Raw genomic sequence first — 26,762 nt, 5'->3', positions numbered from 1 at the left:
CGCGCAGGCACGATGAGGAGGAGATGATGTCTTTGGACGATAGCAGATTAACAGCAAACCACAGGGGGTGCGGTGGCCAAAAGCAGTGCCTTTTTCGAAAAGTCACCCAACTGGATAGATTCCGATGAAAAAGGCGCGATTTTGTGTGCGCTTAACCGGTCCAGATCGCCGAATGAACATTTATTCATCAGGTGAAACGTTTAATCAAGCGATAAACGGCTGACGCAAGCGCTTGCGTAAGCAAATATATCTGATTAGAGTCGGCAGCAGTCAGGTCTGCCGATAGCTGTCATCGGCAAACGCTTGAATACAAAAATAATAAAACCAGGAGCTCAGCCATGAGCCTTGAACCCTTGCTTGAAATGCAGGGCATCAGCAAGACCTTCAGCGGCCTGCGGGTGCTCAAGAACGTCAGCCTGAAGGTCTACCCCGGTGAAATCCACGCCTTGATGGGTGAGAACGGCGCCGGCAAATCGACCTTGATGAAAATCCTCTCCGGTGCCTACCAGGCCGATGACGGCGGCACCATCCGCATCGATGGCCAGCCTGTCGCCAGTTACAACCCAGCCTCCGCCAAAGCCCTTGGCATTGCCGTGATCTACCAGGAACTCAGCCTGTGCCCGAACCTCACGGTGGCCGAGAACATCTACTTGGGCCGTGAACTGCGCCGTGGCTGGACCATCGACCGCAAGGGCATGGAAGCCGGGGTGGCTGAAGTGCTGGCAAGGCTCGGCGCGGAGTTCCTGCCCACCACCCGCGTCGCCAGCCTGTCCATCGCCGAGCGCCAATTGGTAGAAATCGCCCGGGCGCTGCATGCCCACGCGAAAATCCTGGTGATGGACGAACCCACCACGCCGCTGTCTTCCCGGGAAACCGACCGCCTGTTTGCGCTGATCAAACAGCTGCGCAGCCAAGGCTTGGCGATCATCTACATCAGCCACCGCATGGCGGAAATCTACGAACTGTCAGACCGGGTCTCGGTGCTGCGGGACGGCGAGTACGTCGGCGAACTGGCGCGGGACGTGCTGTCGGCCGAGGTGCTGGTGAAGATGATGGTGGGCCGCGACCTTTCCGGTTTCTACAAGAAGGAACATGCCGCCTACGATCCCGGCCAGGTGGTGATGCGTGTGCGTGACATGGCCGACGGCAAGCGCGTGCGCAATTGCAGTTTCGACCTGCACGCCGGTGAAGTGCTGGGCATTGCCGGGCTGGTGGGCGCTGGCCGTACCGAACTGGCGCGGCTGATCTTTGCGGCCGACCCGCGTACTTCGGGCACCCTGGAGGTGGTCGGCAAGACCGTGACCCAACTGCGCAACCCGGCGGATGCGATTCGTGCCGGCGTGGTGTACCTCACCGAAGACCGCAAGGCCCAGGGCCTGTTTCTCGACATGAGCGTGGCCGACAACATCAACGTTTGTGCCTGTGTGCCGGATGCCCATGCCGGTGGGGTGCTCGACCGTGGCCACGCGGCACAACGCTCACGCGATGCAATCAAGTCCCTGTCGATCCGCGTGGCCTCGGGCAAGGTCAATGTCGGCAGCTTGTCCGGTGGCAATCAGCAGAAGGTGCTGCTGGCCCGGCTGCTGGAGGTCAAGCCTCATGTGCTGATCCTCGACGAACCCACCCGTGGCGTGGACATCGGCTCCAAATCCGAGATCTACCGCATCATCAATCAACTGGCCAAGGCTGGCGTCGGCATCGTGGTGATCTCCAGCGAGCTGCCGGAAATCATCGGCACCTGCGACCGCGTGCTGATCATGCGCGAAGGGCAATTGGTAGCCGAAGTGGGCGGGGCATCGGGGCTGGATATTTCCCAGGAGGCGATCATCGACCTCGCCACCGGCAGCGAGCAGGTGGCCGCCCATGGCTAATTCAACTACGAGCGGGAGCAACACCATGACTGTGGCAACGATCGGCAAGGCTGAGCGTATTCGCGAACTGATGCGCACGGTGGGCATGCTGCCGGTGTTGGTGCTGCTGTTGGTGGGCTTTGCCCTCGCCAGCGAAAACTTCATGACGGTGCAGAACCTGTCGATCATCACCCAGCAGGCGTCGGTCAACGTGGTGCTGGCGGCGGGCATGACCTTTGTGATCCTCACAGCGGGCATCGACTTGTCGGTAGGCGCGATTCTCGCGGCTTCGGCCGTGGTCGCGCTGCAAGCCTCAATGTCGCCGCAATTCGGCATGTTCGGGATTGCCGCCGGGGTTGGCTTCGGCCTGTTGCTGGGCCTGGTCAATGGCGGCCTGATCGCCTTCATGCGCCTGCCGCCGTTTATCGTCACCCTCGGTGCGCTGACGGCCATGCGCGGTTTGGCTCGTCTGTTGGCCGACGACAAAACCGTGTTCAACCCTGACCTGCCATTCGCGTTTATCGGCAACGACTCGGTGCTGGGCGTGCCCTGGCTGGTGATTATTGCCGTGGCCGTCATCGCATTGTCGTGGTTCATCCTGCGGCGCACGGTGATGGGGGTGCAGATCTACTCCGTGGGCGGCAACCCGGAAGCGGCGCGGTTGTCGGGGATCAAGGTGTGGAAAGTCCTGCTGTTCGTCTATGCCATGTCCGGTGCCCTAGCCGGCCTCGGCGCGGTGATGAGCGCGTCACGCCTGTTCGCCGCCAATGGCCTGCAACTGGGGCAATCCTATGAGCTGGATGCAATTGCCGCGGTGATCCTCGGCGGCACCAGTTTTACCGGCGGCGTCGGCACCATCGGCGGCACGCTGATTGGTGCGCTGATCATCGCGGTATTGACCAACGGCCTGGTGCTGCTGGGGGTGTCGGATATCTGGCAGTACATCATCAAGGGCATCGTGATCATTGGCGCCGTAGCGCTGGATCGCTATCGCCAGTCCGGTGCGCGGACCTGATTTCACTCAAACAACAATCACAAGAGAGTCATCATGAACTTCAAACGCATGTTTCCTGTTGTCGCCTCCCTGGGCGTTGCCGTGTTGATGTCCCAAGCCGTGGAGGCCCGTGAACTGAAAGCCATTGGCATCAGCATGGGTTCCCTGGGCAACCCGTATTTCGTGACCCTGGCCGACGGTGCCACGGCCCGGGCCAAGGAGCTGAACCCGGCGGTCAAGGTCACCTCGGTGTCGGCTGACTACGACCTGAGCAAGCAGTTCTCGCAGATCGACAACTTCATCTCGTCCAAGGTCGACCTGATCCTGCTCAACGCCGTCGACCCGTCGGCCATGGCCTCGGCGATCAAGAAAGCCCGTGACGCCGGGATCGTGGTGGTGGCGGTGGACGTCGATGCGAAGGGCGTGAATGCCACGGTGCAGACCGACAACGTCGAAGCCGGCAAGCTCGCCTGCCAGTTCATCGTCGACAAACTGTCGGGCAAGGGCAACGTGATTATCCAGAATGGCCCGCAGGTCACCGCCGTGACCGATCGCGTCAAAGGCTGTAAAGCTGCGCTGGCCAGTGCGCCGGATATCAAGGTGCTGTCTGATGACCAGGACGGTAAAGGCTCCCGCGAAGGCGGCTTGAACGTGATGCAGGGCTACCTGACCCGCTTCCAGAAAATCGACGGCCTGTTCGCGATCAACGACCCGCAAGCCATCGGCAGCGACCTGGCCGCCAAGCAGCTGAAACGCAGCGGCATCATCATCACCTCCGTGGACGGCGCGCCGGACATCGAGAATGCCCTGAAGACCGACACCCTGATCCAGGCCTCTGCCAGTCAGGACCCATGGGCCATGGCCCAGACCGCGGTTAACGTCGGCAATGACATTCTCAATGACAAACAACCCGCCGAAGCGGTTACCCTGCTGGCGCCAAAATTGATCACCCGCGACAACGTCGGTTCCTACAGCGGTTGGTCCAGCAAACATTAAAAGCGCGCAGGAGTGAACACCGTGGCAACCATGGAGGATGTGGCAAGAATTGCAGGGGTGTCGACGTCGACGGTTTCCCACGTCTTGAACGGCACCCGCAAGGTCAGCCCGGACACGGTGCAAGCGGTGCAGAGCGCGATCCGGCAGTTGGGCTACATCCCCAATACGCTGGCGCGCTCCCTGGCTCGATCCACCACCAATACCATTGGCGTGGCGATCTCGGCGCTGTCCAACCACTACTTCAGTGAAACGGTGCACGCGATTGAAACCGAGTGCGCCAAACACGGCTACATGATGCTGTTTGTCGATACCCACGACGATCCCGAGCAGGAGTTGCGGGTGGTTACGACGCTGCACCATCGACGGGTGGACGGCATTTTGCTGGCGCCGTCTACCGGTTCCCTGGCCCTGGAATACTTGCAGGCCAATGAAGTACCGGCAGTGCTGGTGGACCGGATGATGAGCGATCGCTTTGATCAGGTCGGGGTGGAAAACACCTTGTCGACCCAGGCGTTGGTGGCGCACTTGATCGAGCATGGCCACCGGCGCATCGGCTTTATTTCCGGGCGGGCGGGGCTGGGCACTTCCAGTGAGCGCGTGGCCGGGTATCAAGCCGCGTTGCTTGCGGCGGGGTTACCGTTTGATCCGCAGTTGCTGGTCAATGGTGGGTCGAGCAGCGAACCTGCACGGCAAGCGACGGCGCAGTTATTGGCCTTGGACACACCGCCCACGGCGATCATGGCGGGCAACAACCTGATGACCCTCGGCGCAATGCATGCCTTGCGCGATGCGCATATCGATGTGCCCGGGCAAATGGCTTTGGTGGGTTTCGATGATTTTGAATGGGCGGATTTCTTTGTGCCGCGCCTGACCCTGATCGCGCAGCCGGTCCAGGAACTGGGCGCCCGTGCGGTCAACCTGCTGCTTGAGCGCATGGCGTCGCCCAAGCGTAAAACACACAGTGTGCGGCTCGCGCCCACCCTGAAGATTCGTAATTCATGCGGCTGCCCCTGATATGAACAACCCGGTTTCCCTTGGCATTGATCTCGGCACCTCGGAACTCAAGGCGATCCTGATGGACGAGCAAGGCCGCGTCCTCGCTCATGCGGGGGCGCGGCTGACGGTCTCGCGCCCTCACACAGGCTGGTCCGAGCAGGCGCCTGAGGACTGGTGGCAAGCGTGCCTGAAGGCCTTGGACCAACTGCGCATTGATCAGCCGGATGCCTATGGCCGTGTCGGCTGCATCGGTTTGTCCGGACAGATGCACGGGGCGGTATTGCTGGGGCAAGACGACCGGGTGTTGTACCCGGCGATTCTCTGGGATGACTCCCGTGCCATGGCCCAGGCTGAAGCGTTGGGCCGTGAGTTTGCCGACATCACCGGCAGCTTGCCGATGGCCGGTCTCACGGCGCCCAAGCTGCTGTGGTTGCAGGAACATGAGCCGGCGGTATTCAGCGCCATTGATTGCGTGCTGTCGCCCAAGGACTATCTGCGCTTGCGCTTGAGTGGTGAGCGCGTGATTGATGTGTCCGATGGTGCGGGGACGTTGTGGCTGGATGTGGCCAACCGTGAATGGTTTGAACCGATGCTGCAGGCCACGGGTTTGCGGTTGGCGCAGATGCCACGGCTGGTGGAAGGCGGCGCGGCCAGCGCTTGTTTGAATGCTGCGGCGGCGGGGCGACTGGGCTTGGCTGAGGGCCTGGTGATTGCTGGCGGTGGCGGGGACAACCCGGTGGCGGCGGTGGGCATTGGGGCGGTGAATGCGGGTGATGCGTTTATCACGTTGGGGACGAGTGCGGCCATCGTGGCGATTACTGATCACTCGGCGGGGAATCCGGCGAGTGCGGTGCATAGTTTTTGTCATGCGTTGCCTGGGCGTTGGTACACCATGGGGGCGATGTTGGCCGGGGCCAGTTGCTTGCGTTGGGTGACGCGGTTGACGGGGTCGGTTGATGAGCAGGCGTTGTTGGATCGGGTGCAGGCCGAGTTGCCGATCGGGCAGGTTGTGCCGGTTTCCAATCCGTTGTTCCTACCGTATCTGGCGGGTGAGCGTACGCCCCATAACGACCCGTTGTTGCGGGGTGGGTTTATGAATCTGGGGCATGATTGCACGCCGGCCATGTTGGGTTATGCGGTGATGGAGGGGGTTGGGTTCGGGTTGTTGGATGCGCTGAGTGCGGTGCAGTCGGCCGGGGCCTCGGTGGGGGCTTGTGGGTTGGTGGGGGGTGGGGCCCGCAGTGAGTATTGGGCGCAGTTGCTGGCCAATATTCTTGGGCGGGAGATCTATACGTTGCACGGTAGTGAGTTGGGGGCGTGTATTGGTGCGGCAAAGTTGGGGTTTGTGGCGATTGGGCGGGGTGGGGCGCTGTTGCAGGCGGGGATGCCGGTGAAGGCGCGGTTTTTTCCGGATGGTGCTCAAGCGGGTGTGTTGCAGGCACGTTATCGGAAGTTTCAGGGGCTGTTGGGGGCGGCTAAGGCTTTGCACGATTAGCTAAGTTTTGGGTGTATGTCCGTTATTTAGGTAACGGCCGCTTATGGTTCCGCTCTTACAGCGGCTCACTTTTGAACAGCGCAAAAGTAAGCAAAACGCTCTTGCCCCACCACTCGGCACCTCGCCTAGGCTCGGTGTGCCCTCACTCCGGCTTTGGACCGTGGGCCGCCGTCATGGGCCATCCTTGGCCCAGCGCGGCTAACCTGGCGTCCTGCCAGGTTACCCACGCTCCAAAGCCTGCGTTCGGCCAGCGTGGTTTAACGGGGCGCCTAAGTTCAAGATCAAAAGCAGATCAAGAGCACAGCGGCCTCCCGGCCGGCTTGAGTGTTGAAGAGCAAAATCTAAAGCTAAAGCGGGCACGGTCAAATGTGGGAGCAGGCTTGCCTGCGATGGCATCACCTCGGTTTATCTGAAAAAACCAGTTGTCTGCGATCTATGTAGCAGTCTCGGTCAATATCCAGTCGCGGAACGCTTGGACTTTTGTCAGCTCGCCGCACTCTGGCCGGTAGACCACGTAGTAGGCGAGGGCCACGGCGCTTTTGACTTCGCCAAACGGCCGGATCAGACGCCCGGATGCCAGGTCGTCGCGCACCATGACGCTGCGGCCCAACGCGATGCCTTGTCCTTCGATCGCGGCCTGTACCACGGCCGCTGAGTTGTTGATACGCAGCCCGTGGCTGGCATCCGTTCCCGTTTGCTCCATCGCGTCCAGCCAGGTTCGCCAGCTTGGGAAGCTGGGGTCGCCGGCCATCGAAAGGTCGTGAATCAGCGTGCACTGTGCGAGCGCTTCCAGGCTGAGCTTGCCGTCCGCCAGCGCTGGATAGTTCGGGGAGCAGACGGGAAAAAGGTCTTCATCCATCAACTTGATCGCTGCTAATCCAGGCCAATTACCGGCGCCATAACGCACGCCGATGTCGATACGCTCGGTGAGGAAATCCAGGGTCTTGAGGTTGGTGTTCAGCAGTACGTCGATTTCCGGATGCAACTGCTGAAAACGCTCCAGTCTGGGGAGCAACCATTTGCCGGCGAACGCCGGGCTGACCGTCACGGTCAGGTCGGTACTCTGTGACGCTTCCTTGAGACGTGCCAATCCCACTCGCAACCGATCAAAACCCTCGCGGATATCCGGCAACGCAGAACGGGCCACGTCCGTCAGCAACAGTCGGGCATTGCCGCTGCTGGCGCGGGTGAATAACGGCAGCCCCAGCCAGGATTCCAGGCTGCGCACTTGTTGGCCGACGGCGGCGGAGGTGACGTTCAGCTCTTCGGCCGCCGCAGTGAAGCTTTGATGCCTGGCCGCTGCTTCGAAAGCACGCAAGGCATTGAGGTATCCAAGTGGGTTCATCTAAAGAATTTCTTTAATGGCGACGAAAGAGATCTGGTTTGTTGGCCTGACGCTGAATCGCAAGAATAGCAGGCAATCCAGCGATACAAGCTACACACGCTGGCAAACCATACGCTCAGGGGTTATTCGTCATGCAAAGGTTTTCTTCCAAAGTTGTGATCGTCACCGGGGGCGGTTCGGGGATCGGTAAAGAAGTCGCACGCCGTTTTGTGGAGGAGGGGGCCAATGTGGTGATCGGTGGTCGTGATCCCGCGAAGCTGCAGCGTGCTGCCGAAGAAATCGATCCGAGCGGCGCTTCGATTCGTGCGTTGGCTGGCGACATCGCCAACCCGACGACTGCCCAGGCGCTGGTAGACGAAGCGGTAAGGGCTTTCGGTGGTGTGGATATCCTGGTCAACAACGCCGGAGTGTTCCGTCCCAAACCGTTCCTCGAAGTGGATGCCAAGGAGTACGACTGGTTTCTCGACACCATCCTCAAGGGCAAATTCTTCATGGCCCAGGCGGCGGCGAAAGCCATGTTGCAGCGTGGCGGTGGTGTGATTGTGCAGACCGGTTCCCTGTGGGCGATCCAGGCCATTGGCGCTACACCGTCGGCTGCGTACTCGGCGGCCAACGCCGGGGTGCATGCGCTGACCCGTAACCTGGCGATTGAACTGGCGTCGTCCAACATCCGCATCAACACCGTGGCACCGGCCGTAGTGGAAACTCCGGTGTATGGGACGTTCATGGACGAAAACCAAGTCAAGGAAGTGCTGCCGACCTTCAACGCTTTTCACCCGCTGGGGCGCAATGGCCAACCGGCGGATATCGCCCAGGCCATTCTGTTCCTGGCGTCCAGTGAGGCTTCGTGGATTACCGGGACCGTGTTGCCCGTCGATGGCGGCGTGACTGCCGGGCGTAACTGATCGAAAACTCAGCGTGTGGCGAGGGAGCTTGCTCCCGCTGGAGGGCGAAGCGCTCCCACGGTTTTTGGGGCCGCTGCGCAGCCCAACGAGAGCAAGCTCCCTCGCCACAAAAAGCCCTCCAGCCAAGGTTTAGACGTTGGCAGCCAGTTCGCGCAGCACCTTGAGCAACGTGGTCTCACCCATGACTACGTCCGCCTGCTCAAAGCAGATCCAGCCTTCGTTGAACCCATCAATCATGCGCATGCGCGGCATTGGATTCTGCGCGCCTTGCTCACGAAACATCGGCTCCCACGCATCGCGAGGCACCACCTGTGCAGTCACACCGCGACCAAGCACTTCGGTCAAGGTGCGGGCGATGTCGTTCGGGCTGACCCTCTGACCTTCCAGCTCAACCACACGGCGGCCAGTCCAGTGTTGCTGCAACAATTGCGCAGCGAGGTGCCCGACGTCGGCGGTGGCGATCATCGGTACGGTCTTATCCAGCGGTTGCAGGAAGCTGTGGATCACTCCGTGTTCGCGGGCCGTGGCTACGTCGTAGGCGGCGTTTTCCATGAACCAGCCCGGGCGCAGGAAGGTCACCGGCACGTTCAACGCGCTTAGCGCCTGTTCCATCAAGGTGCGTTGGGTCAGCAGGTTAAGGTGTTCGGCCTGGGCGCCGATGGTCGACAGGCACACCACTTTTTGCGGTGCCGCCGCCTCGATGGCTTGGGCTACGGCGGCAATCACCTTGCACGCCTCGGGGAAGCCGGGCTCCGGGTCGAAATCCGAAGGCGGCAGGATGAACACGCCGGTGGCACCCTTGAATGCTTCAGTGAGGGCCGCAGCGTCGTCCATGTTGGCGATGGCGACCTCGCAACCAAGGGCGGCCCATTCGGCGCCTTTGCTGGCATCGCGAATGACTGCGCGCACGGGTTGAAGATCGTTGAGCAGAAACCGCGCCAGGGCGCCGCCGACTTTGCCTGTGATTCCGGTGATGACATACATGGTGTTTACGCCTGTTGTTCCAATGTGTGGATCAAGCATAAACACCGCTCTGCGTTGACAGAATAGCGATCCCGTCACTGCATCAGTGACTCAAAATCATGAATCACTCAGTGGTGGCAACCGGCGTTTTACCGGAGTTTTCTTGACGATGGCGGTGTTGGTTTCGGCGTACGCGTTGAGTCGGTCAAGCAGTGTGTCCAGTTGGTCCATGGTGCGCACATGCAGGCGTGCGATGAAGCAGTCATCGCCGGTCACTTTGTCGCATTCGGTGAACTCGGGGATCGCCTGGATCTGGCGCTCCACTTCCTGCAGTTTCCCGGGCAGCGGGCGGATGCGCACGATGGCTTGCAGCAGATAGCCAAAATGCTTGGGGTCAATGTCCACGGTGTAGTTCTTCAAGACGCCGCGCTCTTCCAGGCGCCGCAGCCGCTCGCCGACGCTGGGGGAGGAGAGGCCGGTGATGCCCGCCAAGGCCTTGAGGGACAAGCGCGAATCATCCATCAGTGCGGCGATCAGTTGCTGGTCAATGCTGTCAATCATGGTCGCTCCGAAAGCGATTGCTCAGGTTTGCCTAATAAGAATAGGCGAAATGCAAGGTTCGCCTTATTTAGAATCTGGAGTCGCTATCGGCCAGATTGCCATAATTGAGCCTCACTTGAGGAGCTCAATCATGGACAAATCCATACGTCGCGGTTCATGGGAAATGGTCGCCGCCATGCTCATCTCCGGCACCATCGGCTGGTTCGTGCTGGTGTCGAGTGTGCCGGTGGTCGAAGTGGTGTTCTGGCGCTGCGTGATCGGCGCGCTGACGCTGCTGGTGGTGTGCGGGTTGCTGGGTTATCTGCGTCTGGACTTGCTGAACTACACCAAGCTCGGGCTGGCGATGCTCAGCGGCGTGGCGATTGTGGGCAATTGGTTACTGCTGTTCGAGTCCTACGCCAGGGCTTCAATCTCCATCAGCACGGCGGTGTATAACGTCCAGCCGTTTATGTTGGTGATGCTGGCGGCGGTGTTCCTGGGGGAGAAAATCACCGTGCAAAAGCTTGCCTGGTTGAGCGTGGCTTTCGTCGGGATGCTGGCGATTGTCACCGCCCATGGCAGTCAGCAAAACACCGGGGATGACTATTTGATGGGTGTGGCGTTGGCCCTGGGCGCGGCATTTCTGTATGCGATTGCGGCGCTGATCATCAAGCGCCTGAAGGAGGTGCCGCCGCATTTGATGGCGTTGATCCAGGTGACCACGGGCGCCTTGCTGCTGGCACCACTGATGCAGTGGCACAGCCTGTCTGCCTCGATGGATGCTTGGGCGGCATTGCTGACCTTAGGCGTGGTGCATACCGGCTTGATGTACGTGTTGCTGTATGGCGCGATCCAGAAGTTACCGACGGCAATCACCGGGGCGCTGTCGTTTATCTACCCGATTGCGGCAATCTTGGTCGACTGGATTGCCTTTGGGCATCGCCTGGGCTGGTTGCAATGGCTGGGCGTGGCGGCGATTTTGCTCGCGGCGGCGGGGTTGCAGCGGGGTTGGTGGTGGCGTTCGAAAACAGTGGTGAGCATCACGCCGTAGCATGACGCTCACCCGCGACTCAGTGTGCGCCGCGCGGGATGGTCTTGAGCAGGTCATCCGGGCTGATATAACCCACCACGCTGCCCGGTTGCGGCAGGCCGAGGATGTGGCCCTTGATCTTGCCGATCACGTGCATCTCGCAAGGCTTGCAGTCGAACTTCAGCGTCAGCACTTCGTCGCCGTGGATCAGCTGCATCGGTGCCACTTTGGTCTTCACCCCCGTCACACCCTTGGCCTGTTTAGGACACAGGTTGAACGAGAAGCGCAGGCAGTGCTTGGTGATCATCACCGGCACTTCGCCGGTTTCTTCGTGGGCTTCGTACGCCGCGTCGATCAGTTGCACGCCATGGCGGTGATAGAAGTCGCGAGCCTTCTGGTTGTAGACGTTGGCCAGGAACGACAGGTGCGATTCCGGGTACACCGGCGGCGGCGTGGTTTCCGCCTTGCGGCCGCCCCGTGGATGAGCCTGGATACGCGCCTCGGTCAGCGCCTCGATCACTTCACGGCGCAGGGCCTTGAGCTGCGAATTCGGGATGAAGAACGCCTGCGGCGCATCCAGCTCGATCGCGGTGGCGTGGTACTGGGTGGTGCCCAGTTGGCCCAGCAGGTCGCGCAGGGTTTCCAGGGCCTGTTCCGGCTTGTTGGCCACGCCAAACGGGCCGGGCAGGGCAACGCTGGCGCTGATGCCTTCTTCGCTGGTGACGGTCAGTTCCAGGCGATCTTCCTGCAGGTGAGCCGCCCACGACACGCCGATACGGCGCTCGGCGGAGGTCTTCAGTAACGCCTGCTGCCAGTTATGGTCCAGGTTGCGGTTCAACGGATGATTCGGCCGCAGTTGATGCAGGCCGGCCGGCATCTCGTTGGGTTCGACGCGGTAGCGGTAGCGCTTCTCGCCGTCTTCTTCGAACTCACCTTTTGGCTCGGCGATGTTCGCGCGGAAACCCACCACTTCACGCTTGATCAGCACATTGAGGCCGTCGCCGTTGGACAGCGGCTCATGGGTGATCACTTGCAAGTCACGCTTGCCGGCTTTTTCCACCACACCCACCGGCAGGCCGGTAAAGGTTGGGGTGTCGAAGGCGCCAATGTCGACCTTGCGGTCGGTGACGAAGTAGTCGGTGCTGCCACGGTGGAAGGTCTTTTCCGGGTCCGGCAGGAAGAAATGCGCGGTGCGGCCGCTGGAGGCGCGAGCCAGGTCCGGGCGGTCTTCAAGAATCTCGTCCAGGCGCTGGCGGTAATAGGCGGTGATGTTCTTCACATAGCCCATGTCCTTGTAGCGGCCTTCGATCTTGAACGAACGCACGCCGGCATCCACCAGGGCGCGCAGGTTGGCGCTCTGGTTGTTGTCTTTCATCGACAACAGGTGCTTTTCAAAGGCAACCACACGGCCCTGGTCATCCTTGAGGGTGTAGGGCAGGCGGCAGGCCTGGGAGCAATCGCCGCGGTTGGCGCTACGGCCATTCTGGGCGTGGGAGATGTTGCACTGGCCGGAGAAGGCCACGCACAAGGCACCGTGGATGAAGAACTCGATGGCGGCATCGGTTTCATCGGCAATCGCCCGGATCTCTTGCAGGTTCAGCTCACGGGCCAACACCAGTTGCGAGAACCCGGCCTGGTCGAGGAACTTGGCCCGGCCCAAAGTGCGGATGTCGGTCTGGGTGCTGGCGTGCAGTTCGATGGGCGGGATATCCAGCTCCATCACCCCCAGGTCCTGGACGATCAGCGCGTCGACGCCGGCATCGTAAAGCTCGTGGATCAGCTTGCGCGCCGGCTCCAGCTCGTTGTCGTGCAGGATCGTGTTGATGGTGGTGAACACCCGCGCATGGTAGCGCCGAGCGAACTCCACCAACTGCGCGATATCGCTCACGTCGTTGCAGGCGTTATGGCGCGCGCCGAAACTCGGGCCGCCGATGTACACGGCGTCGGCGCCATGCAGAATGGCCTCGCGGGCGATGGCAACATCGCGGGCAGGGCTGAGCAATTCCAGGTGATGCTTGGGCAAGGACATAGTTTTTTTAGTCAGGCTTGTCACGGAGGCGGGCATTGTAGCTGCGAAATGCCCGACCGGCACCCGCGAGTTGCCCGGTGGCAGATGCTTTGCGTGGGAAATTTCCTACATATTGGCAGGCGACTTCCTTCGCTGAAGGTTACGCCGCCTCGCCATTATTAAGGCCTTCGAGTCTGCAAAACGGTTGATGACGATGGCCCCACCACGTGTCCTGGTTATGGAAAACCACAGTTCCCAGCGCAGCGCCCTGGTCAATATGTTGCGACGGCTCGGGGTGCGGGAGGTGTTGCAAGCCAGCAATAGCGAACAGGCAATAATCCAGATGCAGCGCACGGGCGGCGTGGATATCGTGCTTTGCAACCTGGGGGACAAGGGCTCCGAGCAGGTGGAATTCCTGCGCTATGCCAGCCAGATCGGCCTGGTGCAGGCCGTTGGATTGTCCAATGAGCTGCGCCCGGAGTTGCGCCGGGCCCTGGGGCATCTGGAGTTTTTATCGGGTGTGCAGCTGTTGGGTATCTTGAGCACGCCGTTGCAACTGCCGGCACTGGATCACTTGCTTAAACGCTATCGCGCGGCACCGCCGCCCGTACTCAACCCCGCGAGCCGGGTCCCATTGCCCAGCGAAGAAGAGATCCAGCTGGGCCTGGCCCTGGGCGAGTTCCGCGGCTGGTTCCAGCCCAAGCGGATGATGAACGATGGCAGCCTCGCAGGCGTCGAGGCGCTGGTACGCTGGGAACATCCGGCCCGGGGCTTGCTGCTGCCCAAGGATTTCCTCGCGGCAGTGCTGGCCTATGACCTGATTGATGAAATGTTCAAGCAACTGCTGGAGCAAGGTCTGAAATTGCTCGCCGTGCTGCATCGCCAGGGCGCCGTGCTGGAAATGTCGTTCAACCTGCATGCATCCCAACTGGCCCGCCACGGCCTGATCGAGCATATCCAGGGTGCCCTGCAACGCCACGGCCTGTGCGCTTCGGTGCTGGTGTTCGAGCTGGCGGAAAACGGCTTGCTGGACCTGCAGCCGCCGACGCAGGAAAACCTGCTGCGCCTGCGCTTGATGGGCTGCGGCTTGTCGATTGATGATTTTGGCGTGGGGTTCTCGTCACTCAAGCTGCTGTGCCAGTTGCCGTTCAACCAGATCAAGCTCGATGGCGACCTTATCCGCACCCTCAACGAACCACGCAGTCAGGCCATGGTCGGCAGCACCCTGGCGCTGGCACGCTCGCTGGACATGAGCCTGGTGATCGAAGGCGTCAGCAACCGGCATATTCGCGACGCGCTGATCAGCCTGGGCTGTGAGGTGGGGCAGGGTTTTTTCCTCGCCCGGCCGATGACCGGCCACGACCTGCTGCATTGGCTGGCGCGGGAAGATGTGCAGCCGTTAAGTTCGCCGGTGGGCTAGGCGGCAAAACTTCAGAATTTTCCTACACTTCAGTCGTGTTCGTGTAACTTGAGCGAGGCGTCGGCTGGTCGCTTATCCATCGTTTTGCGTCACAGGTGCTTCTGTCACCGGAGCTTTCCGGCGCGCCCTACAGGAGGTTACATGTATACCGCTTTGGTTGTGGACGACCATCCCTTCATTCGCTCTTCCGTCAAAATGCTGCTCAGCCAGTTTCAGTTCGAAGTAGTCGCCGAGGCCGATAATGGCGCCGATGCGGTGCAACTGGCCCGGGAGCATGTGCCCGACCTGATCATTCTCGACATCGGCATGCCCAAGCTCGACGGCCTTGAAGTGCTCAACCGCATCGCATCCCTGCGCCTGCCGAGCAAAATCCTCGTGTTCACCTCTCAGTCGGCACTGTTCTATTCCATGCGCTGCATGAAAGCCGGTGCGGCCGGGTTCATTTCCAAGACGAACGACATGGAGGAGGTGACCAAGGCGATCAAGGCGGTGATGGACGGCTACACCTTCTTCCCCAACCTGGCCCACAGCTCGGTACGGCGCAGTGATCTGGAAGCCACTGATCATGATCTGATCCAGAACCTCTCTGACCGCGAATTGACCATCCTGCAACAACTGTCCCAGGGCTTGACCAACAAGGAAATCGGCGACGCCATGCTGATCAGCAACAAGACGGTCAGTACCTACAAGACGCGCCTGATCGAAAAACTCAACGTCAAATCGGTGGTGTACCTGGCCGACTTTGCCAAGCGCAACAACCTCATCTGAATGAACACACTTCTTCGACACGGCCTGCTGGGTTTCCTGTTGCTCTGTGGCCTGGGCAACGCCCTGGCGGCGCCGCAAATGCTCAAGCTGCATGGGCGTTCCGACGTCAGCGACTACAGTGTGGGCCTCGACGAGGCCGACTGGAGATGGCTGCGCGGCAAAGGCACGCTGGTGCTCGGCTCGTCGGCGCCGGACTACTCGCCGTTCAGCATCACCAGCAATCGCCATGACTACGAAGGCATCACGGCCGACTACGCGCAGTTGATGGAGCAGTTGCTGCACGTGAAAGTGCGGGTGCAACGGTATGCCTCACGCAATGGGGTGTTGGCTGCGCTCAAGGCGGGTGATGTCGATATGCTGGGCAGCTCCAACGGTTTTGAGGCAGCCGACCCGCAGCTTCAACTTTCCGACGCCTATGCCGAGGATCAGCCGACCCTGGTCAGCCGGGTCGGTGACAGCCAGAACCTCGACCCGGAACTGGCCGGCAAGCGTGTGGCGATGCTCTATCACTATCTGCCGCCCAAAGCGGTCGAAGACTTCTACCCCAAGGCCAGCTTGCAGCTTTACCCGTCCACCCTCAGCGCCATCGGCGCCGTGGCATTCGGCCAGGCCGACGTATACCTGGGCGATGCGATCAGCGCCAATTATCTGATCAACCGCAACTACCTGAACAACGTGCAACTGGCCGACTTCTCGCGCATGGAGGTCAGCAATTTTTCCTTTTCGGTCAAGCGCGACAACACGCGCCTGCTGCGGATTATCAATGCGTCACTGGCGGCGATCCCGGTCACCGAGCGCCAGACCATCCTGCGCCGCTGGAGCGCCGGGGGGGCAAGCATGCCAGGCCAGCATCCCCTGCATTTCAGTGTCAGTGAACAGCGCTGGCTGGACAAGAATCCCCGATTGCGCGTGGCGATTGATGAAGACTTCCTGCCGATGTCGTTCTACAGCGCCGAAGGCGAATTCCGCGGCATCAGTGCCGACGTCCTGGCCAAGGTGGCCCTGCGCACGGGCTTGAAGTTCGATATCCAGCGGGTGAGTTCGGTGCGCGAGATGATCGACGCCATCACCAGCAACAAGGCCGACCTGCTCATCACCATCACTCCCAGCGAGGAGCGCGAAGCGGTCCTGCGCTTTACCCGTCCGTACCTGGCCACGCCCTTTGTCCTGGTCACTCGTACTGCACCGAGCAGCCCCAATACCTTGGACGATATGCACGGCAAGCGCCTGGCGGTGATCAGCGGTGATTCCAGCCGCGACATGCTGACCGAGCAATACCCGGACATCCGCCTGGTAGATGCCGACAGCGCCCATGACGCCATGGAGAAAGTCGCCAATGGCGAGGCCGATGCGGCAGTCAATTCGCTGATTACCGCGCGCTATATGATTTCCCGGCAATACCGTGACCGCTTGCGTATCACCAGCACCGTGGGTGTAACCAACTCGCGCATGGCCTTTGCCACGGCCCGCGGCTCGCTGGAATTGTTCTCGATCCTGGACAAGGCGCTGCTCAGCATCGCCCCCGAGGAAATGGACGAGTTGACCAATCGCTGGCGCAGCGAAGTGGTGGTAGGCGACAGCTACTGGCTGCGCAACCGCAGCGCAATTATCCAGGGCTTTGGGATTGCCGCCGTGTTGCTGGTGACTGCCCTGGGCTGGATCGCCTACCTGCGGATGTTGATGCGCAAGCGCAAGCAGGCCGAGCAGGCGTTGAGCGATCAGGTTGAGTTCATGCGAGTCTTGATCAACGGCACGCCGCACCCGATCTATGTGCGTGATCGCCAGGGCAAGTTGCTGATCTGCAACAGTGGTTACCTGGAAGTGTTCCAGGTGGAACGCGAGCAGGTGATCGGCAAGACCGTACTGGACGGTGTGCTGGGCGACCCGGATGAGGCCGCCGCATATCACCGGGATTACCTGCAAGTGATGGAAAGCGGTGAGGCGCAGTTGCAGGATCGCAGCCTGATCATGCCCGATGGCCGCGTACTGACCATTTACCACTGGATGCTGCCGTACCGCAGCAGTACCGGCGAAGTCAGCGGCATGATTGCCGGCTGGATTGATATCAGCGAGCGCCAGCGCCTGCTGGAGGACGTTCACGCCGCCAATCGCGCCAAGACCACCTTCCTGGCGACCATGAGCCATGAGATCCGCACACCGATGAACGCGGTGATCGGCATGCTCGAGCTGGCGACGAAAAAGGCTGACCAGGGCGTGATGGATCGCTTCGCGATTGATGTCGCATCCGGCGCAGCACGCGGCTTGCTGGACCTGATCGGCGACATCCTTGACATTGCCCGCATCGAGTCCGGGCGTCTGTCCCTGAACCCCGAGCGCGCCAACCTGCGGGAGTTGTTGGAGTCGGTGGTGCGCATTTTCGAAGGCCTGGCACGGCAGAAACAGCTGCAACTGCAACTGGACCTGGATGCCGGCGTCAACCGTGATGTGTTGATCGACCCGCTGCGCTTCAAGCAGATCGTGTCCAACCTGTTGAGCAACGCCATCAAGTTCACCGCCCAGGGCCACGTGCGCTTGAGTGTGCGAACGGAGGCGGGCAAGGAACAGCTGGGCGTAAGGCTGCAGGTGGAAGACTCGGGCATGGGCATTGGCGAAGAGGACCAGAAACGCCTGTTCAGCCCCTTTACCCAGGCCAGCAACAATGACCAGTCCGCACGTAGCGGCTCCGGCCTGGGTTTGGTCATCAGCCGCACACTCTGCGAAATGATGGGCGGGCGACTGACCCTCGACAGCACCTTGGGCCAGGGCACGCGCATCGACGTGAGGCTGGACCTGACCATCCTTGAGCCGTTGGCAGACATTGCTCCCGTCGAGGACGAGCCGACAGTAATGAGCCACGCGTTGAACATTTTGGTGATTGATGATTACCCGGCCAACCGTCAGTTACTGACCCAGCAACTCAACTATCTGGGCCACCGGGTCGAGGATGCCGAGGACGGTGCCCATGGCTTGCGGGCCTGGCGCAACGGGCAATTCGACGTGGTGATCACTGACTGCAATATGCCCCTGATGAACGGCTACGAACTGGCCCGGGCCATTCGTGCCGACGAGGCGGCCCGTGGATTGCCACCGAGCCTGATCCTTGGTTTTACCGCCAATGCACAGCCGGAAGAGAAGGGCCGGTGCCTGGCCGCCGGCATGGATGACTGCCTGTTCAAGCCCATCAGCCTCAAGGATTTGAGCGCGCGCCTGGCAGGCCTGGCAACGGAGCCGGGGAGTGGACACCCAGGATTTGCTGCAGATGACGATATTGACCTGACCAGCGTCGAGCACCTGGCCGGCGGCAACATTGCTTCGATCAAAAGCTTGTTGGGTGACCTCGCCGCCAGCAATGAGCAGGACATGGCGCGCCTGATGCAACTGTTCACCCGCCACGACCTGCAAGGCCTGGCGGACATCGCGCATCGGGTCAAAGGGGGCGCGCGGATCATCAAGGCCCGAGTACTGATCCGCTGCTGCGAAGACCTGGAAGCCGCCACCCGACAAGCAGACTCCATGCGACTGACCGAGACAGTGGATGCATTGCATCAACAGATGGAGCAGCTCGGCGAACGGCTGGAGCGCTATCTGGCTTGAATTACCGGTAGGAAATTTCCTACAAGAACGCGGCACCATTCATACGTAGTCAACCCACCCCACACCCGATACTGAGCCTCGTTGAACGGCCCCACCGACCAAGCGGACCGGGCCTTGCAACCTGATTGAAGCCCTCATCGGGCTTCAGACTTTCCTCACTATCTGGATTACGTTATGAACAAGTTTGCGCTTAAAGGTCTGTTTGCCGCTGTCATCCTCGCCGCTGGTTCCCAGGCTGCCATGGCTGCTGACGGTGAAATCAACTTCGTCGGTTCCGTAACCGACAACACCTGCCCGGTGGTCGTGACTGACCTGAACGGTTCGGTCGGTGCTGGCGATGTGGGCCTGGGCGACGTGCCCGCCACTTCCCTGGCTACCGTTGGTGCTGTTGCCGGTGGCGGCGCGTTCTCCCTGACTATTGACACTAACGCCCCAGGTTGCAGCGTCACCGGCAAGAGCGCCGTGGTCAAATTCCTGTCCCTGAGCGGCACTGCCGGCGCCAGCGGCCAGTGGATCGGCATCACCCCAGACGCCGGTCACGCCACCAACGTTGCAGTACAGATCAAGGACGCCACGGACAGGGACGTGCAACTGGGCCTGGAATCGGCTCCGTACCTGGACCTGACCCAACCGCTGCGCTTCACCGCCAACTACATCGCTACCGGCATTGCGACCTCCGGCCCGGCCAACGCCAAGGCTGCGTTCACCGTCGAGTACCAGTAAGCCCTGTTGATGCGCCGCTGCAGCGCTGAAGCGCGCAGCGGCCATCCCCTCGCTCACGGCAAGAGGATGATCGAAATGAACGTTTCCCCCTTCAAGAAGGCATCGGCCCTGGCGCTGTTGCTCAGTACTGCACTGCTCAGCACGGCCAGCCAGGCCGGTGTGATGCTCGGCGGCACGCGGATCGTGTTCGACGGCAACAAACGCGACGCGTCGATCACCGTCAGCAACACCACGGCGCAGCCGTACATGGTGCAGACCTGGGTCAACACCGAAGCCGATGACATGACCACCGCCACGCCCTTTGTGTCGACGCCGCCGCTGTTCCGCCTGGACCCGCGCAAAGAGCAAATGGTGCGAATCCAGAAAGTCGCCGGCAACCTGCCGAGCGACCGTGAATCGGTGTTCTATTTCAACGCCCAGGAAATCCCGGTGGCCAGCGAAGGCAACGCCAATACGCTGAAGATTGCCATGCGCACCCGCGTCAAATTGTTCTATCGCCCGGCCGGTCTCAAGGGCAATGCGATGGAAGCACCGTCGCAGCTGACCTGGAGCCTCGCGCAGGAACAGGGCAGGGCCGTGCTAGTGGTCAATAACCCGTCGCCGTTCCATATCTCGTTCATTGGCGTGACCGCCAAGTCTGCCGGCCAGAGCGTCGAGGTCAACGAGCCGACGATGGTCGCGCCGATGAGCAGCCAGCGTTATCCGCTGCCGGGCTTCAAAGGCACAACCGGCGAAGTGGTGTTCTCGGCCATCAATGATTACGGCGGCTACAGCGAGCCGCAGACCGTGCCACTGAACCGCTGATTCCTTTTCTTCCTGTAGACGTTTGCGCGTGCCACGACTGTGGCGCGGCGGCCGGGTATTGCCATGCGAATCGATAACTCCTTCAGCTTTAGTCGTTTGCCTTTGTGGGTCGCCGTGGCCGCCGCCTGTGCCGGTGAGTTGGCCGTGGCCGGTGAGCCTGCCAAGTTCGATGCCGGCTTCATGCAGTCGTTTGGCGGCGCCGGTGCCGGGCCCAATCTCGACCTGGATGCGGTGGCCAATAGCGGCAGCATCGGTCCTGGTACCTACCCGGTGCTGGTTCGCCTGAACCAGAGCTTTTTCGACCGGCGTGACATGACCTTCATCAAGGATGAGCAGGGCCGTGACGTACGTGTATGCCTGTCCGAGGCTTTTCTCAAGGAACTCGGGGTGAAGCTGGAGGCGTTCAAGGTGCCCGGCGAAACACTGCCCGCGTGCATCGACCTGGCAGCTCTGATCGAAGGCGCCTCGGTGACCTTCAACGCCAACTACCTGGCCCTGGATATCAGCGTGCCGCAGATCGCCCTGAGCCGGGATGCGGCCGGCTACGTGGCACCGTCGGAATGGGACCGCGGCATCAACGCCGCGATGCTCAACTACCAGTTTTCCGCTGCGCAAACCAACAGCGACGCCCGAGGCACCGGCAACCAGTACAACCTGTATGCCACCGGTGGTTTCAACCTCGGCGACTGGGGTTTTCGCTCCAGCTCCTCGTTCCGCCAGGGCGATGAAGGTGGCCGCCAGTGGCAGCGCAGCAATACCTACGCGCAACGGGACATCACGCCGCTGAAGGCCACGCTGACGATGGGCGAGAGCTTCACCCCTGGCGATGTGTTCGACAGCGTGCCGTTTCGCGGTGTGCAACTGGCCTCGGACATGGGCATGTTGCCGGACTCGATGCAGGGCTACGCCCCGGTGATCCGTGGCATTGCCGAAACCCAGGCCAAGGTCGAAGTACGCCAGAACGGCTACTCGCTGTACACCACTTACGTGGCGCCGGGTGCGTTTGAAATCAACGACCTCAACGCCGCCTCGGGCAGCGGCGACCTGGAAGTGATCATCACCGAAGCCGACGGCCGTGAACGACGTTTCACCCAGCCGTACGCAACCCTGGCCAACATGCTGCGGGAAAACACCTGGCGCTATAGCGCGATTGTGGGCGAATACAACTCGGCCAACGGCGGCGAGCGGCCGATGTTTACCCAGGCGTCCCTGGCCTATGGCTTGCCGTTCGACCTGACCCTGTACGGCGGCTTTCTGGGGGCTGATTTTTACCGTGCCGGTGTGGTTGGCGTGGGCAAGAGCCTGGGCAGCATCGGCGCCGTCTCGGTCGACGTCACCCAGGCGCAGACCGACGTGCCCAAGGCCGTCACCACCCAAGGCGACAGCAAAAAAGGCCAGAGCATCGGCCTGCGCTACGGGAAGGCATTTGAAAGCGGCACCTCGGTGCGCTTCGCCGGTTACCGCTATTCCACCGAAGGCTATCGCGACTTCAGCGAAGCCGTGGATTTGCAGCAACCCAACGACTACAGCCAGTTCTCCAAGCGCAGCAAGGTCGAGGCCAGCGTCAACCAGGCCCTGGACAACTACGGCTCGCTGTACTTGAACCTGAGCAAGCAGAACTACTGGGGCACGTCTCGTGAAGACAAGCAGATGCAGCTGGGTTTCAACACCCAGTACAAGGGCGTGACCTATGGCGTGTACGCCAGCAAGACCCTGACAGACGACTTCGGCTCCAACAACCAGGTGGTCTTCACTGTGTCCATGCCCCTGGGACAAACCCGCAGCACCGGTACGTTCAGCGTCACCCGCAACAATGACGGCAGCCTGGATCAACGGGCCGGCCTCAGTGGTCGCGATGGCAACCTGAACTACAACGTCAACGCCAACCGCGTGGAAAACACCGGTAACAACGGTTCGGCACTGCTGGGCTACCGTGCACCGTTTGCCCAGTTGGGCGCCGGTGTGAGCGTCGGCTCGGGCTACCGGCAGACCTCGGTCAGCGCGGCGGGCTCGGTGCTGGCCCATGCCGATGGCGTGGAATTCGGCCAAACCCTGGGTGAAACCGTGGCGCTGGTGGAGGTCAAGGACACGCCGAAGGTCGGCCTGCTGAATGCCCCGGGCACCCTGACCAATGACCGCGGATACGCCCTGGTGCCGTACGTCACGCCGTATCGCAAGAACCGCGTGGCCGTGGACACCAGCGAACTGGACACCAGCGTCGACATCGCCGAAGGCGTGACCAACGTGGTGCCGCGTCGCGGTGCGGTGGTCAAGGCGGTATTCGCCGCCGGCCGATCGGAAAAAATACTGCTCAACGTCCGCCTGCAGAACGGCTCGCTCTTGCCTTTCGGCACCACCGTGCAGGACGACCAGGGCGCCAGTGTCGGCGTGGTCGGCCAGGCCGGACAAGTGCTGCTGTCGGCGGGCAAAGGTGTCACCTACACCATGAAATGGGGTGGCAAAGCCGCGCAGCAGTGTGAAATCAATTTGGATATCAGCAGCACGCCAGCCACCGACGGTTATCGGGTGATGGACGCTGTGTGCGTAGGAGTTCGTCCATGAAACAGATAAACAAGTGGAAAAAACGCGTGCTGTTGAGCGCGCTGGCGGTGGCACCGTTTGCCCTGTCAGAGATGGCGTTGGCCGACTGTGCGTCTACCAGCGCGACCCAGAGCGTACACCCCATCGGGGATGTGTACATTCCTCAGGATGCGCCGGTGGGGTCAACCATCGGGCTGGTCAAGTACACCCGCTTCCCGATCATCAACTGCACGACGACGGTACCGTTTTCAATCCAGGCCAACATGCTCGGTGCCAAGTTACCCGCAGTCACCGCCGCCATTGGCGCGGTGCAAGGCAGCCAACTGTACGCGACGAACATACCGGGGATCGGGGTAGGCGTGGTCAACGAAAGCCGCCCCAGCTTTCTGTGCCGGACCTCCGGCAACTGGTACTTCCCGCTGACGTACGTCGGCTGCAATACCGGTGGTTTCGCCTCCAATACCAATAACAGCCTGATCCTGATCAAAACCGGACCGATCCCGGCAGGCGTCAATGATTTTGGGAACCTGCAGGTGTACACCGTCACGATCAACAACAATGGTACGCCGTTCGACTGGATCGACGGTCGCCTGACCGGCAGCGTGACCGTGGCCGGCTGCAGCATGCCCGAAGGCGTGGGCAGCATCATCGACGTTCCGTTGAACAACTGGGAAAAGCGCGTGTTCAACGGTCCCGGCAGCGTCACGCCAACCGAAAGTTTCAATATCCCGCTGAATAACTGCATTGCCGGGACGTACGCGGGGAATCCGACCTGGAACTACTTCCAGGGCAACACCGCCAACATCCGCCTGGATGGCGCCAAGGGGTCGGTGATTGTCGATGCCGGCCAGGGAGTCCTGGGGCTCAACTCTGAAGCCACCGCCAGCGGCGTGGCGGTACAGGTGCTCAAGCAGGACGGAACCGTGCTGCCGCTGGGCGTCGACGTACCGATCATGCCGGTCCAGGACGGCACCACCAACCTGCAGTTCGGTGCCCGCTACATCCAGACCGCCGGCGACGCCTCCGGGCCGCAGCCCGGTATTGCCAACGCCACCGCGAACTTCACCATCACCTACAAATAGGAAAAACCCCCATGCAACGTTTTACCCGTCGCTTCATGGCCGCTTGCGTGCTCTCCACCGTGGTTGCCAGCGGTGCTGCTATTGCCAACGATCACCCGACCATCCGCGCCATGTCGGGTGCCGAGCAGATCAAGCAATTGCCGGCCGCCAAGACCGCGCTGATCGTGATCGACTTCCAGAACGAATACTTCACCGGGCGCATGCCAATCCCGGATGGCGCCAGTGCCCTGGCGAAAACCCGCGAGCTGATCAACTACGCCGACAGCCACAAGATCCCGGTCTACCACGTGCAGCACGTGTCGCCGGCCGGCGCTGCGGTATTCGCCATTGATGGCGAGACCGTAAAGTTCCACAAGGACATGCAGCCACGCCCTCAGGACCACGTGGTGCAGAAGAACACCGTAAGCGTGTTCGCCAGCACCGACCTGGCCACACAACTGAGCAAGGCCGGGATCAACACGCTGATCATCAGCGGCCTGATGACCCACGCCTGTGTCGCCGGTGCCGCCCGTGATGCAGCGCCACTGGGTTTCAACGTGATCGTTGCTTCCGATGCTTCTGCCACCCGTGCGATCACCGGTCTCAATGGCCAAAGCGTCGACAAGGACGCCTTGCATCAATCGGCACTGGCCGAAGTCGAGGACACCTTCGGCGATGTGATGACCACCGAGCAAATCGTCAAGTTGCCCGTGCTCTAAACCGCTGCGACACGCCCGGCGTCATACCCGGGCGACCTTATTCCTTTCAGATGAGCCGACTTCAATGACGAGTTTTCCCATACGCGTGCTGGTACTCGAGGATCATCCTTTTCAACGTGCCGTCGCAGTGAGCCTGCTGCGCCAACTGGGTTGCCACGAGGTATTCGAGGCCGCAGACGGTGTGCAGGCGCTGACGGTGCTGCAACAGGTGGGCGGGGTGGATATTGCCCTGTGCGACCTGTGCATGGACGGCATGGATGGCCTGGAGTTTCTTCAGCAGGTGGGGCACTCGGGACTGGTCGGCTCGGTGATTATCAGCAGCTCACTGTCGGCCGATGTGCGCCGCACGGTGCAGCAGATCGTTTCGTTGCTGGGCCTGGAAATGCTCGGTGACGTCGGCAAGCCGTTGCAGGCCCACGCCCTGGAGACCCTGCTAAAAAAGCGCTCCAGTGGCCCTGGTGTCGCGCCACCCAAGGCTGCATCGGTACGCCTGGCCAGCGATGAAGAAGTGCGGTGGGCCCTCAACGAACAGCAACTGCAGGCCTGGTACCAGCCCAAGGTCGACCTGCATACCGATGACGTCTGCGGCGTAGAGGTGCTGACCCGCTGGGTGCACCCGTTGCGCGGCATCCTGTCGCCGGCCGTGTTCATGCCGGTGCTGGAGCGCTGCGGCTTGCTGGATACGCTGTTGTTCATGCAGATGAACCAGGCCCTGAGCCTGCAGCGACTGGCGAAAAACGCCGGGCTGGCGCTTGACCTGTCGTTCAACCTGAATGCCAGCCAGTTGACCAACAGCAACCTGACCGCAGTGATCAAGGGCATCCTCTCGCTGCACCAGACGGCACCTGCCAGCGTGACCTTCGAACTCACCGAAAGTGGCCTGCTGGAAGCCCCGGCCACCAGCCTGGAAACCCTGGTGCGCCTGCGCATGATGGGCTGCAAGTTGTCCATCGACGACTTTGGTGCAGGCTTCTCGTCGTTGCAGCGCCTGTGCCAGTTGCCGTTCAACGAGATCAAGCTCGACGGGGAGTTTATCCGCACCTTGCTCCACGAACCGCGCTGCCAGGCAATCGTCAGCAGTACCCTGGCATTGGGGGAAACCCTGGGGATGTCCGTTGTAGTGGAAGGCATCGAGACGGAGGAGCAGCGCGAGTCGTTGCTCGCGATGGGATGCACTCAAGGGCAGGGCTACCTGTTCGCCCGGCCCATGAATGATGTGGATCTGCTGCGCTGGCTACCGGCGGCGTCGAATATTGAACGACGCTCCTGATCAGCCCTTGGCGGCCATCGCAGTGACTTCAACCCGCATGCCTTCGACGGCCAGGGCGGCAACACCAACCGCCGCACGCACCGGCCAAGGCTTGGCGAAGTAGCGCTTGTAGACTTCATTGAAAGCGGCGCGGTCGGCCATGTCGGTCAGGTAGATGGTCAAATGCATGACCCGGTCAATCGAACTGCCGGCGCGTTCCAGCGCAACCTTCAGGGCTTGCAGAGTGCATTCGCTTTGCAGGGTGATATCGCCAAGCTCCAGGCTGCCGTCGGCGCGGGTAGGGATTTGCGTGGAGACGAGGATGCCGTTGAAGCCGATGACGTCGGAGGAGATGGAGTCAGGGTCGAGGTCGGGGGTGAAGGCGAGGTCGTTGTTGGCCATGGGATTCCCTTGGATGACGTCAGAAAGAAGGCCGATATGGTCCCCGAAAAAAAGGCCCGGGGCAAACCTGAGCCTTTTCGGCGAAACAGCAAAGTAAAACGGAAGTCCACGATCAACCGTGTTTGTTTAACTAACCTGTTGTTTTCGTGGATAGTTTAATTGCCAATAGTTGCATGCACAGGTGCACGACTGATTAAACTCGATTAATTAAAATTCACTGTGCATACGCGCACGTTGCTGTAGTTTCAACCCTGTCTTAGCCGCTCTGCTTCGACAACATCCTTTGGTTTGCCGCCGCAGTCTCTGCGGCGGTTTTTTTATGGGCGCTGGATGTAGATATATTTAATCTTTTACAAAGT

At 61.1% G+C, this 26,762-nt stretch carries 21 protein-coding genes; 16 read left to right on the top strand and 5 right to left on the bottom strand.

The genetic code is table 11. The features are described from left to right. The first annotated feature begins 338 nt into the window (after nucleotides 1-338). Genes K0H47_RS10770 through xylB form a run of 5 tightly spaced genes read left to right on the top strand, consistent with a single transcriptional unit; the run spans nucleotide 339 to nucleotide 6,331 of the window. Nucleotides 339-1,871, top strand: a complete 1,533-nt coding sequence (locus K0H47_RS10770) for a sugar ABC transporter ATP-binding protein (RefSeq protein ID WP_177025354.1) — start codon at nucleotides 339-341, stop codon at nucleotides 1,869-1,871. 25 nt (nucleotides 1,872-1,896) lie between these two features. After that, complete coding sequence (locus K0H47_RS10765) at nucleotides 1,897-2,865, top strand: hypothetical protein (protein ID WP_003209708.1); 969 nt, start codon at nucleotides 1,897-1,899, stop codon at nucleotides 2,863-2,865. A gap of 33 nt (nucleotides 2,866-2,898) precedes the next feature. Further along, nucleotides 2,899-3,840 (top strand): ABC transporter substrate-binding protein, encoded by a 942-nt coding sequence (locus K0H47_RS10760; RefSeq protein WP_063030274.1) that lies wholly within the window; start codon nucleotides 2,899-2,901, stop codon nucleotides 3,838-3,840. 21 nt (nucleotides 3,841-3,861) lie between these two features. Next, nucleotides 3,862-4,854 carry a LacI family DNA-binding transcriptional regulator gene (locus K0H47_RS10755; protein ID WP_063033971.1) on the top strand — a complete coding sequence of 331 codons (993 nt, stop codon included), beginning with the start codon at nucleotides 3,862-3,864 and terminating at the stop codon, nucleotides 4,852-4,854. A gap of 1 nt (nucleotide 4,855) precedes the next feature. Then, entirely contained in the window at nucleotides 4,856-6,331 is a 1,476-nt protein-coding gene (gene xylB / locus K0H47_RS10750) for a xylulokinase (RefSeq protein WP_219272561.1), read from the top strand. 433 nt (nucleotides 6,332-6,764) lie between these two features. Here the strand turns inward: xylB and gcvA are convergent, their stop codons facing one another. Then, nucleotides 6,765-7,676: a transcriptional regulator GcvA gene (gcvA, locus tag K0H47_RS10745; protein WP_177025357.1), complete on the bottom strand. Its 912-nt coding sequence runs from the start codon at nucleotides 7,674-7,676 to the stop codon at nucleotides 6,765-6,767. Between the two features lie 131 nt (nucleotides 7,677-7,807). Here gcvA and K0H47_RS10740 point away from each other — a divergent pair, with 131 nt between their 5' ends. Next, nucleotides 7,808-8,581, top strand: a complete 774-nt coding sequence (locus tag K0H47_RS10740) for an SDR family NAD(P)-dependent oxidoreductase (protein ID WP_219272559.1) — start codon at nucleotides 7,808-7,810, stop codon at nucleotides 8,579-8,581. A gap of 129 nt (nucleotides 8,582-8,710) precedes the next feature. Here K0H47_RS10740 and K0H47_RS10735 read toward each other — a convergent pair whose 3' ends face one another. After that, on the bottom strand, nucleotides 8,711-9,565 hold the full coding sequence (locus K0H47_RS10735; RefSeq protein ID WP_218262840.1) for an NmrA family NAD(P)-binding protein: 855 nt from the start codon (nucleotides 9,563-9,565) through the stop codon (nucleotides 8,711-8,713). A gap of 96 nt (nucleotides 9,566-9,661) precedes the next feature. Continuing rightward, nucleotides 9,662-10,105: an Lrp/AsnC family transcriptional regulator gene (locus K0H47_RS10730; protein WP_093209891.1), complete on the bottom strand. Its 444-nt coding sequence runs from the start codon at nucleotides 10,103-10,105 to the stop codon at nucleotides 9,662-9,664. 130 nt (nucleotides 10,106-10,235) lie between these two features. Here K0H47_RS10730 and K0H47_RS10725 point away from each other — a divergent pair, with 130 nt between their 5' ends. Beyond that, entirely contained in the window at nucleotides 10,236-11,135 is a 900-nt protein-coding gene (locus K0H47_RS10725) for a DMT family transporter (protein WP_219272558.1), read from the top strand. 19 nt (nucleotides 11,136-11,154) lie between these two features. Here the strand turns inward: K0H47_RS10725 and K0H47_RS10720 are convergent, their stop codons facing one another. Further along, entirely contained in the window at nucleotides 11,155-13,143 is a 1,989-nt protein-coding gene (locus K0H47_RS10720; protein WP_219272556.1) for a U32 family peptidase, read from the bottom strand. 217 nt (nucleotides 13,144-13,360) lie between these two features. Between K0H47_RS10720 and K0H47_RS10715 the strand changes: the two genes are divergently transcribed. The 9 genes from K0H47_RS10715 (at nucleotide 13,361) to K0H47_RS10675 (ending at nucleotide 26,022) form a co-directional block, all read left to right on the top strand. Next, nucleotides 13,361-14,542: an EAL domain-containing protein gene (locus K0H47_RS10715; RefSeq protein WP_235616461.1), complete on the top strand. Its 1,182-nt coding sequence runs from the start codon at nucleotides 13,361-13,363 to the stop codon at nucleotides 14,540-14,542. A gap of 141 nt (nucleotides 14,543-14,683) precedes the next feature. Then, complete coding sequence (locus tag K0H47_RS10710) at nucleotides 14,684-15,310, top strand: response regulator transcription factor (RefSeq protein ID WP_063030256.1); 627 nt, start codon at nucleotides 14,684-14,686, stop codon at nucleotides 15,308-15,310. Next, the gene (locus K0H47_RS10705; RefSeq protein WP_219272555.1) at nucleotides 15,311-18,904 is read left to right on the top strand and encodes a transporter substrate-binding domain-containing protein; all 3,594 of its coding nucleotides are present in this window, start codon (nucleotides 15,311-15,313) and stop codon (nucleotides 18,902-18,904) included. Nucleotides 18,905-19,078: 174 nt separating this feature from the next. Next, entirely contained in the window at nucleotides 19,079-19,627 is a 549-nt protein-coding gene (locus K0H47_RS10700; RefSeq protein WP_063030252.1) for a fimbrial protein, read from the top strand. Between the two features lie 75 nt (nucleotides 19,628-19,702). Further along, nucleotides 19,703-20,431, top strand: a complete 729-nt coding sequence (locus K0H47_RS10695) for a molecular chaperone (protein WP_231988843.1) — start codon at nucleotides 19,703-19,705, stop codon at nucleotides 20,429-20,431. A gap of 63 nt (nucleotides 20,432-20,494) precedes the next feature. Further along, nucleotides 20,495-22,993, top strand: a complete 2,499-nt coding sequence (locus tag K0H47_RS10690; protein ID WP_219272553.1) for a fimbria/pilus outer membrane usher protein — start codon at nucleotides 20,495-20,497, stop codon at nucleotides 22,991-22,993. Beyond that, on the top strand, nucleotides 22,990-24,054 hold the full coding sequence (locus tag K0H47_RS10685) for a fimbrial protein (RefSeq protein WP_063030248.1): 1,065 nt from the start codon (nucleotides 22,990-22,992) through the stop codon (nucleotides 24,052-24,054). Before K0H47_RS10690 ends, K0H47_RS10685 begins: the two co-directional genes overlap by 4 nt. An 11-nt stretch (nucleotides 24,055-24,065) precedes the next feature. Further along, nucleotides 24,066-24,752 carry a cysteine hydrolase family protein gene (locus K0H47_RS10680; protein WP_219272551.1) on the top strand — a complete coding sequence of 229 codons (687 nt, stop codon included), beginning with the start codon at nucleotides 24,066-24,068 and terminating at the stop codon, nucleotides 24,750-24,752. A gap of 64 nt (nucleotides 24,753-24,816) precedes the next feature. Next, nucleotides 24,817-26,022, top strand: a complete 1,206-nt coding sequence (locus K0H47_RS10675; protein ID WP_063030244.1) for an EAL domain-containing protein — start codon at nucleotides 24,817-24,819, stop codon at nucleotides 26,020-26,022. On the opposite strand, the gene K0H47_RS10670 is transcribed toward K0H47_RS10675, so the two are convergent. Beyond that, nucleotides 26,023-26,403, bottom strand: a complete 381-nt coding sequence (locus K0H47_RS10670) for a RidA family protein (protein ID WP_063030242.1) — start codon at nucleotides 26,401-26,403, stop codon at nucleotides 26,023-26,025. Nucleotides 26,404-26,762 lie beyond the last annotated feature (359 nt).

This window comes from Pseudomonas sp. Xaverov 83 (genome assembly GCF_019352905.1).
In the GTDB taxonomy this organism is placed as follows: Bacteria; Pseudomonadota; Gammaproteobacteria; order Pseudomonadales; family Pseudomonadaceae; genus Aquipseudomonas; species Aquipseudomonas yamanorum.
Note: the sequence above shows the minus strand (reverse complement) of the source record. Positions and strands in the feature narration are given on the sequence as shown.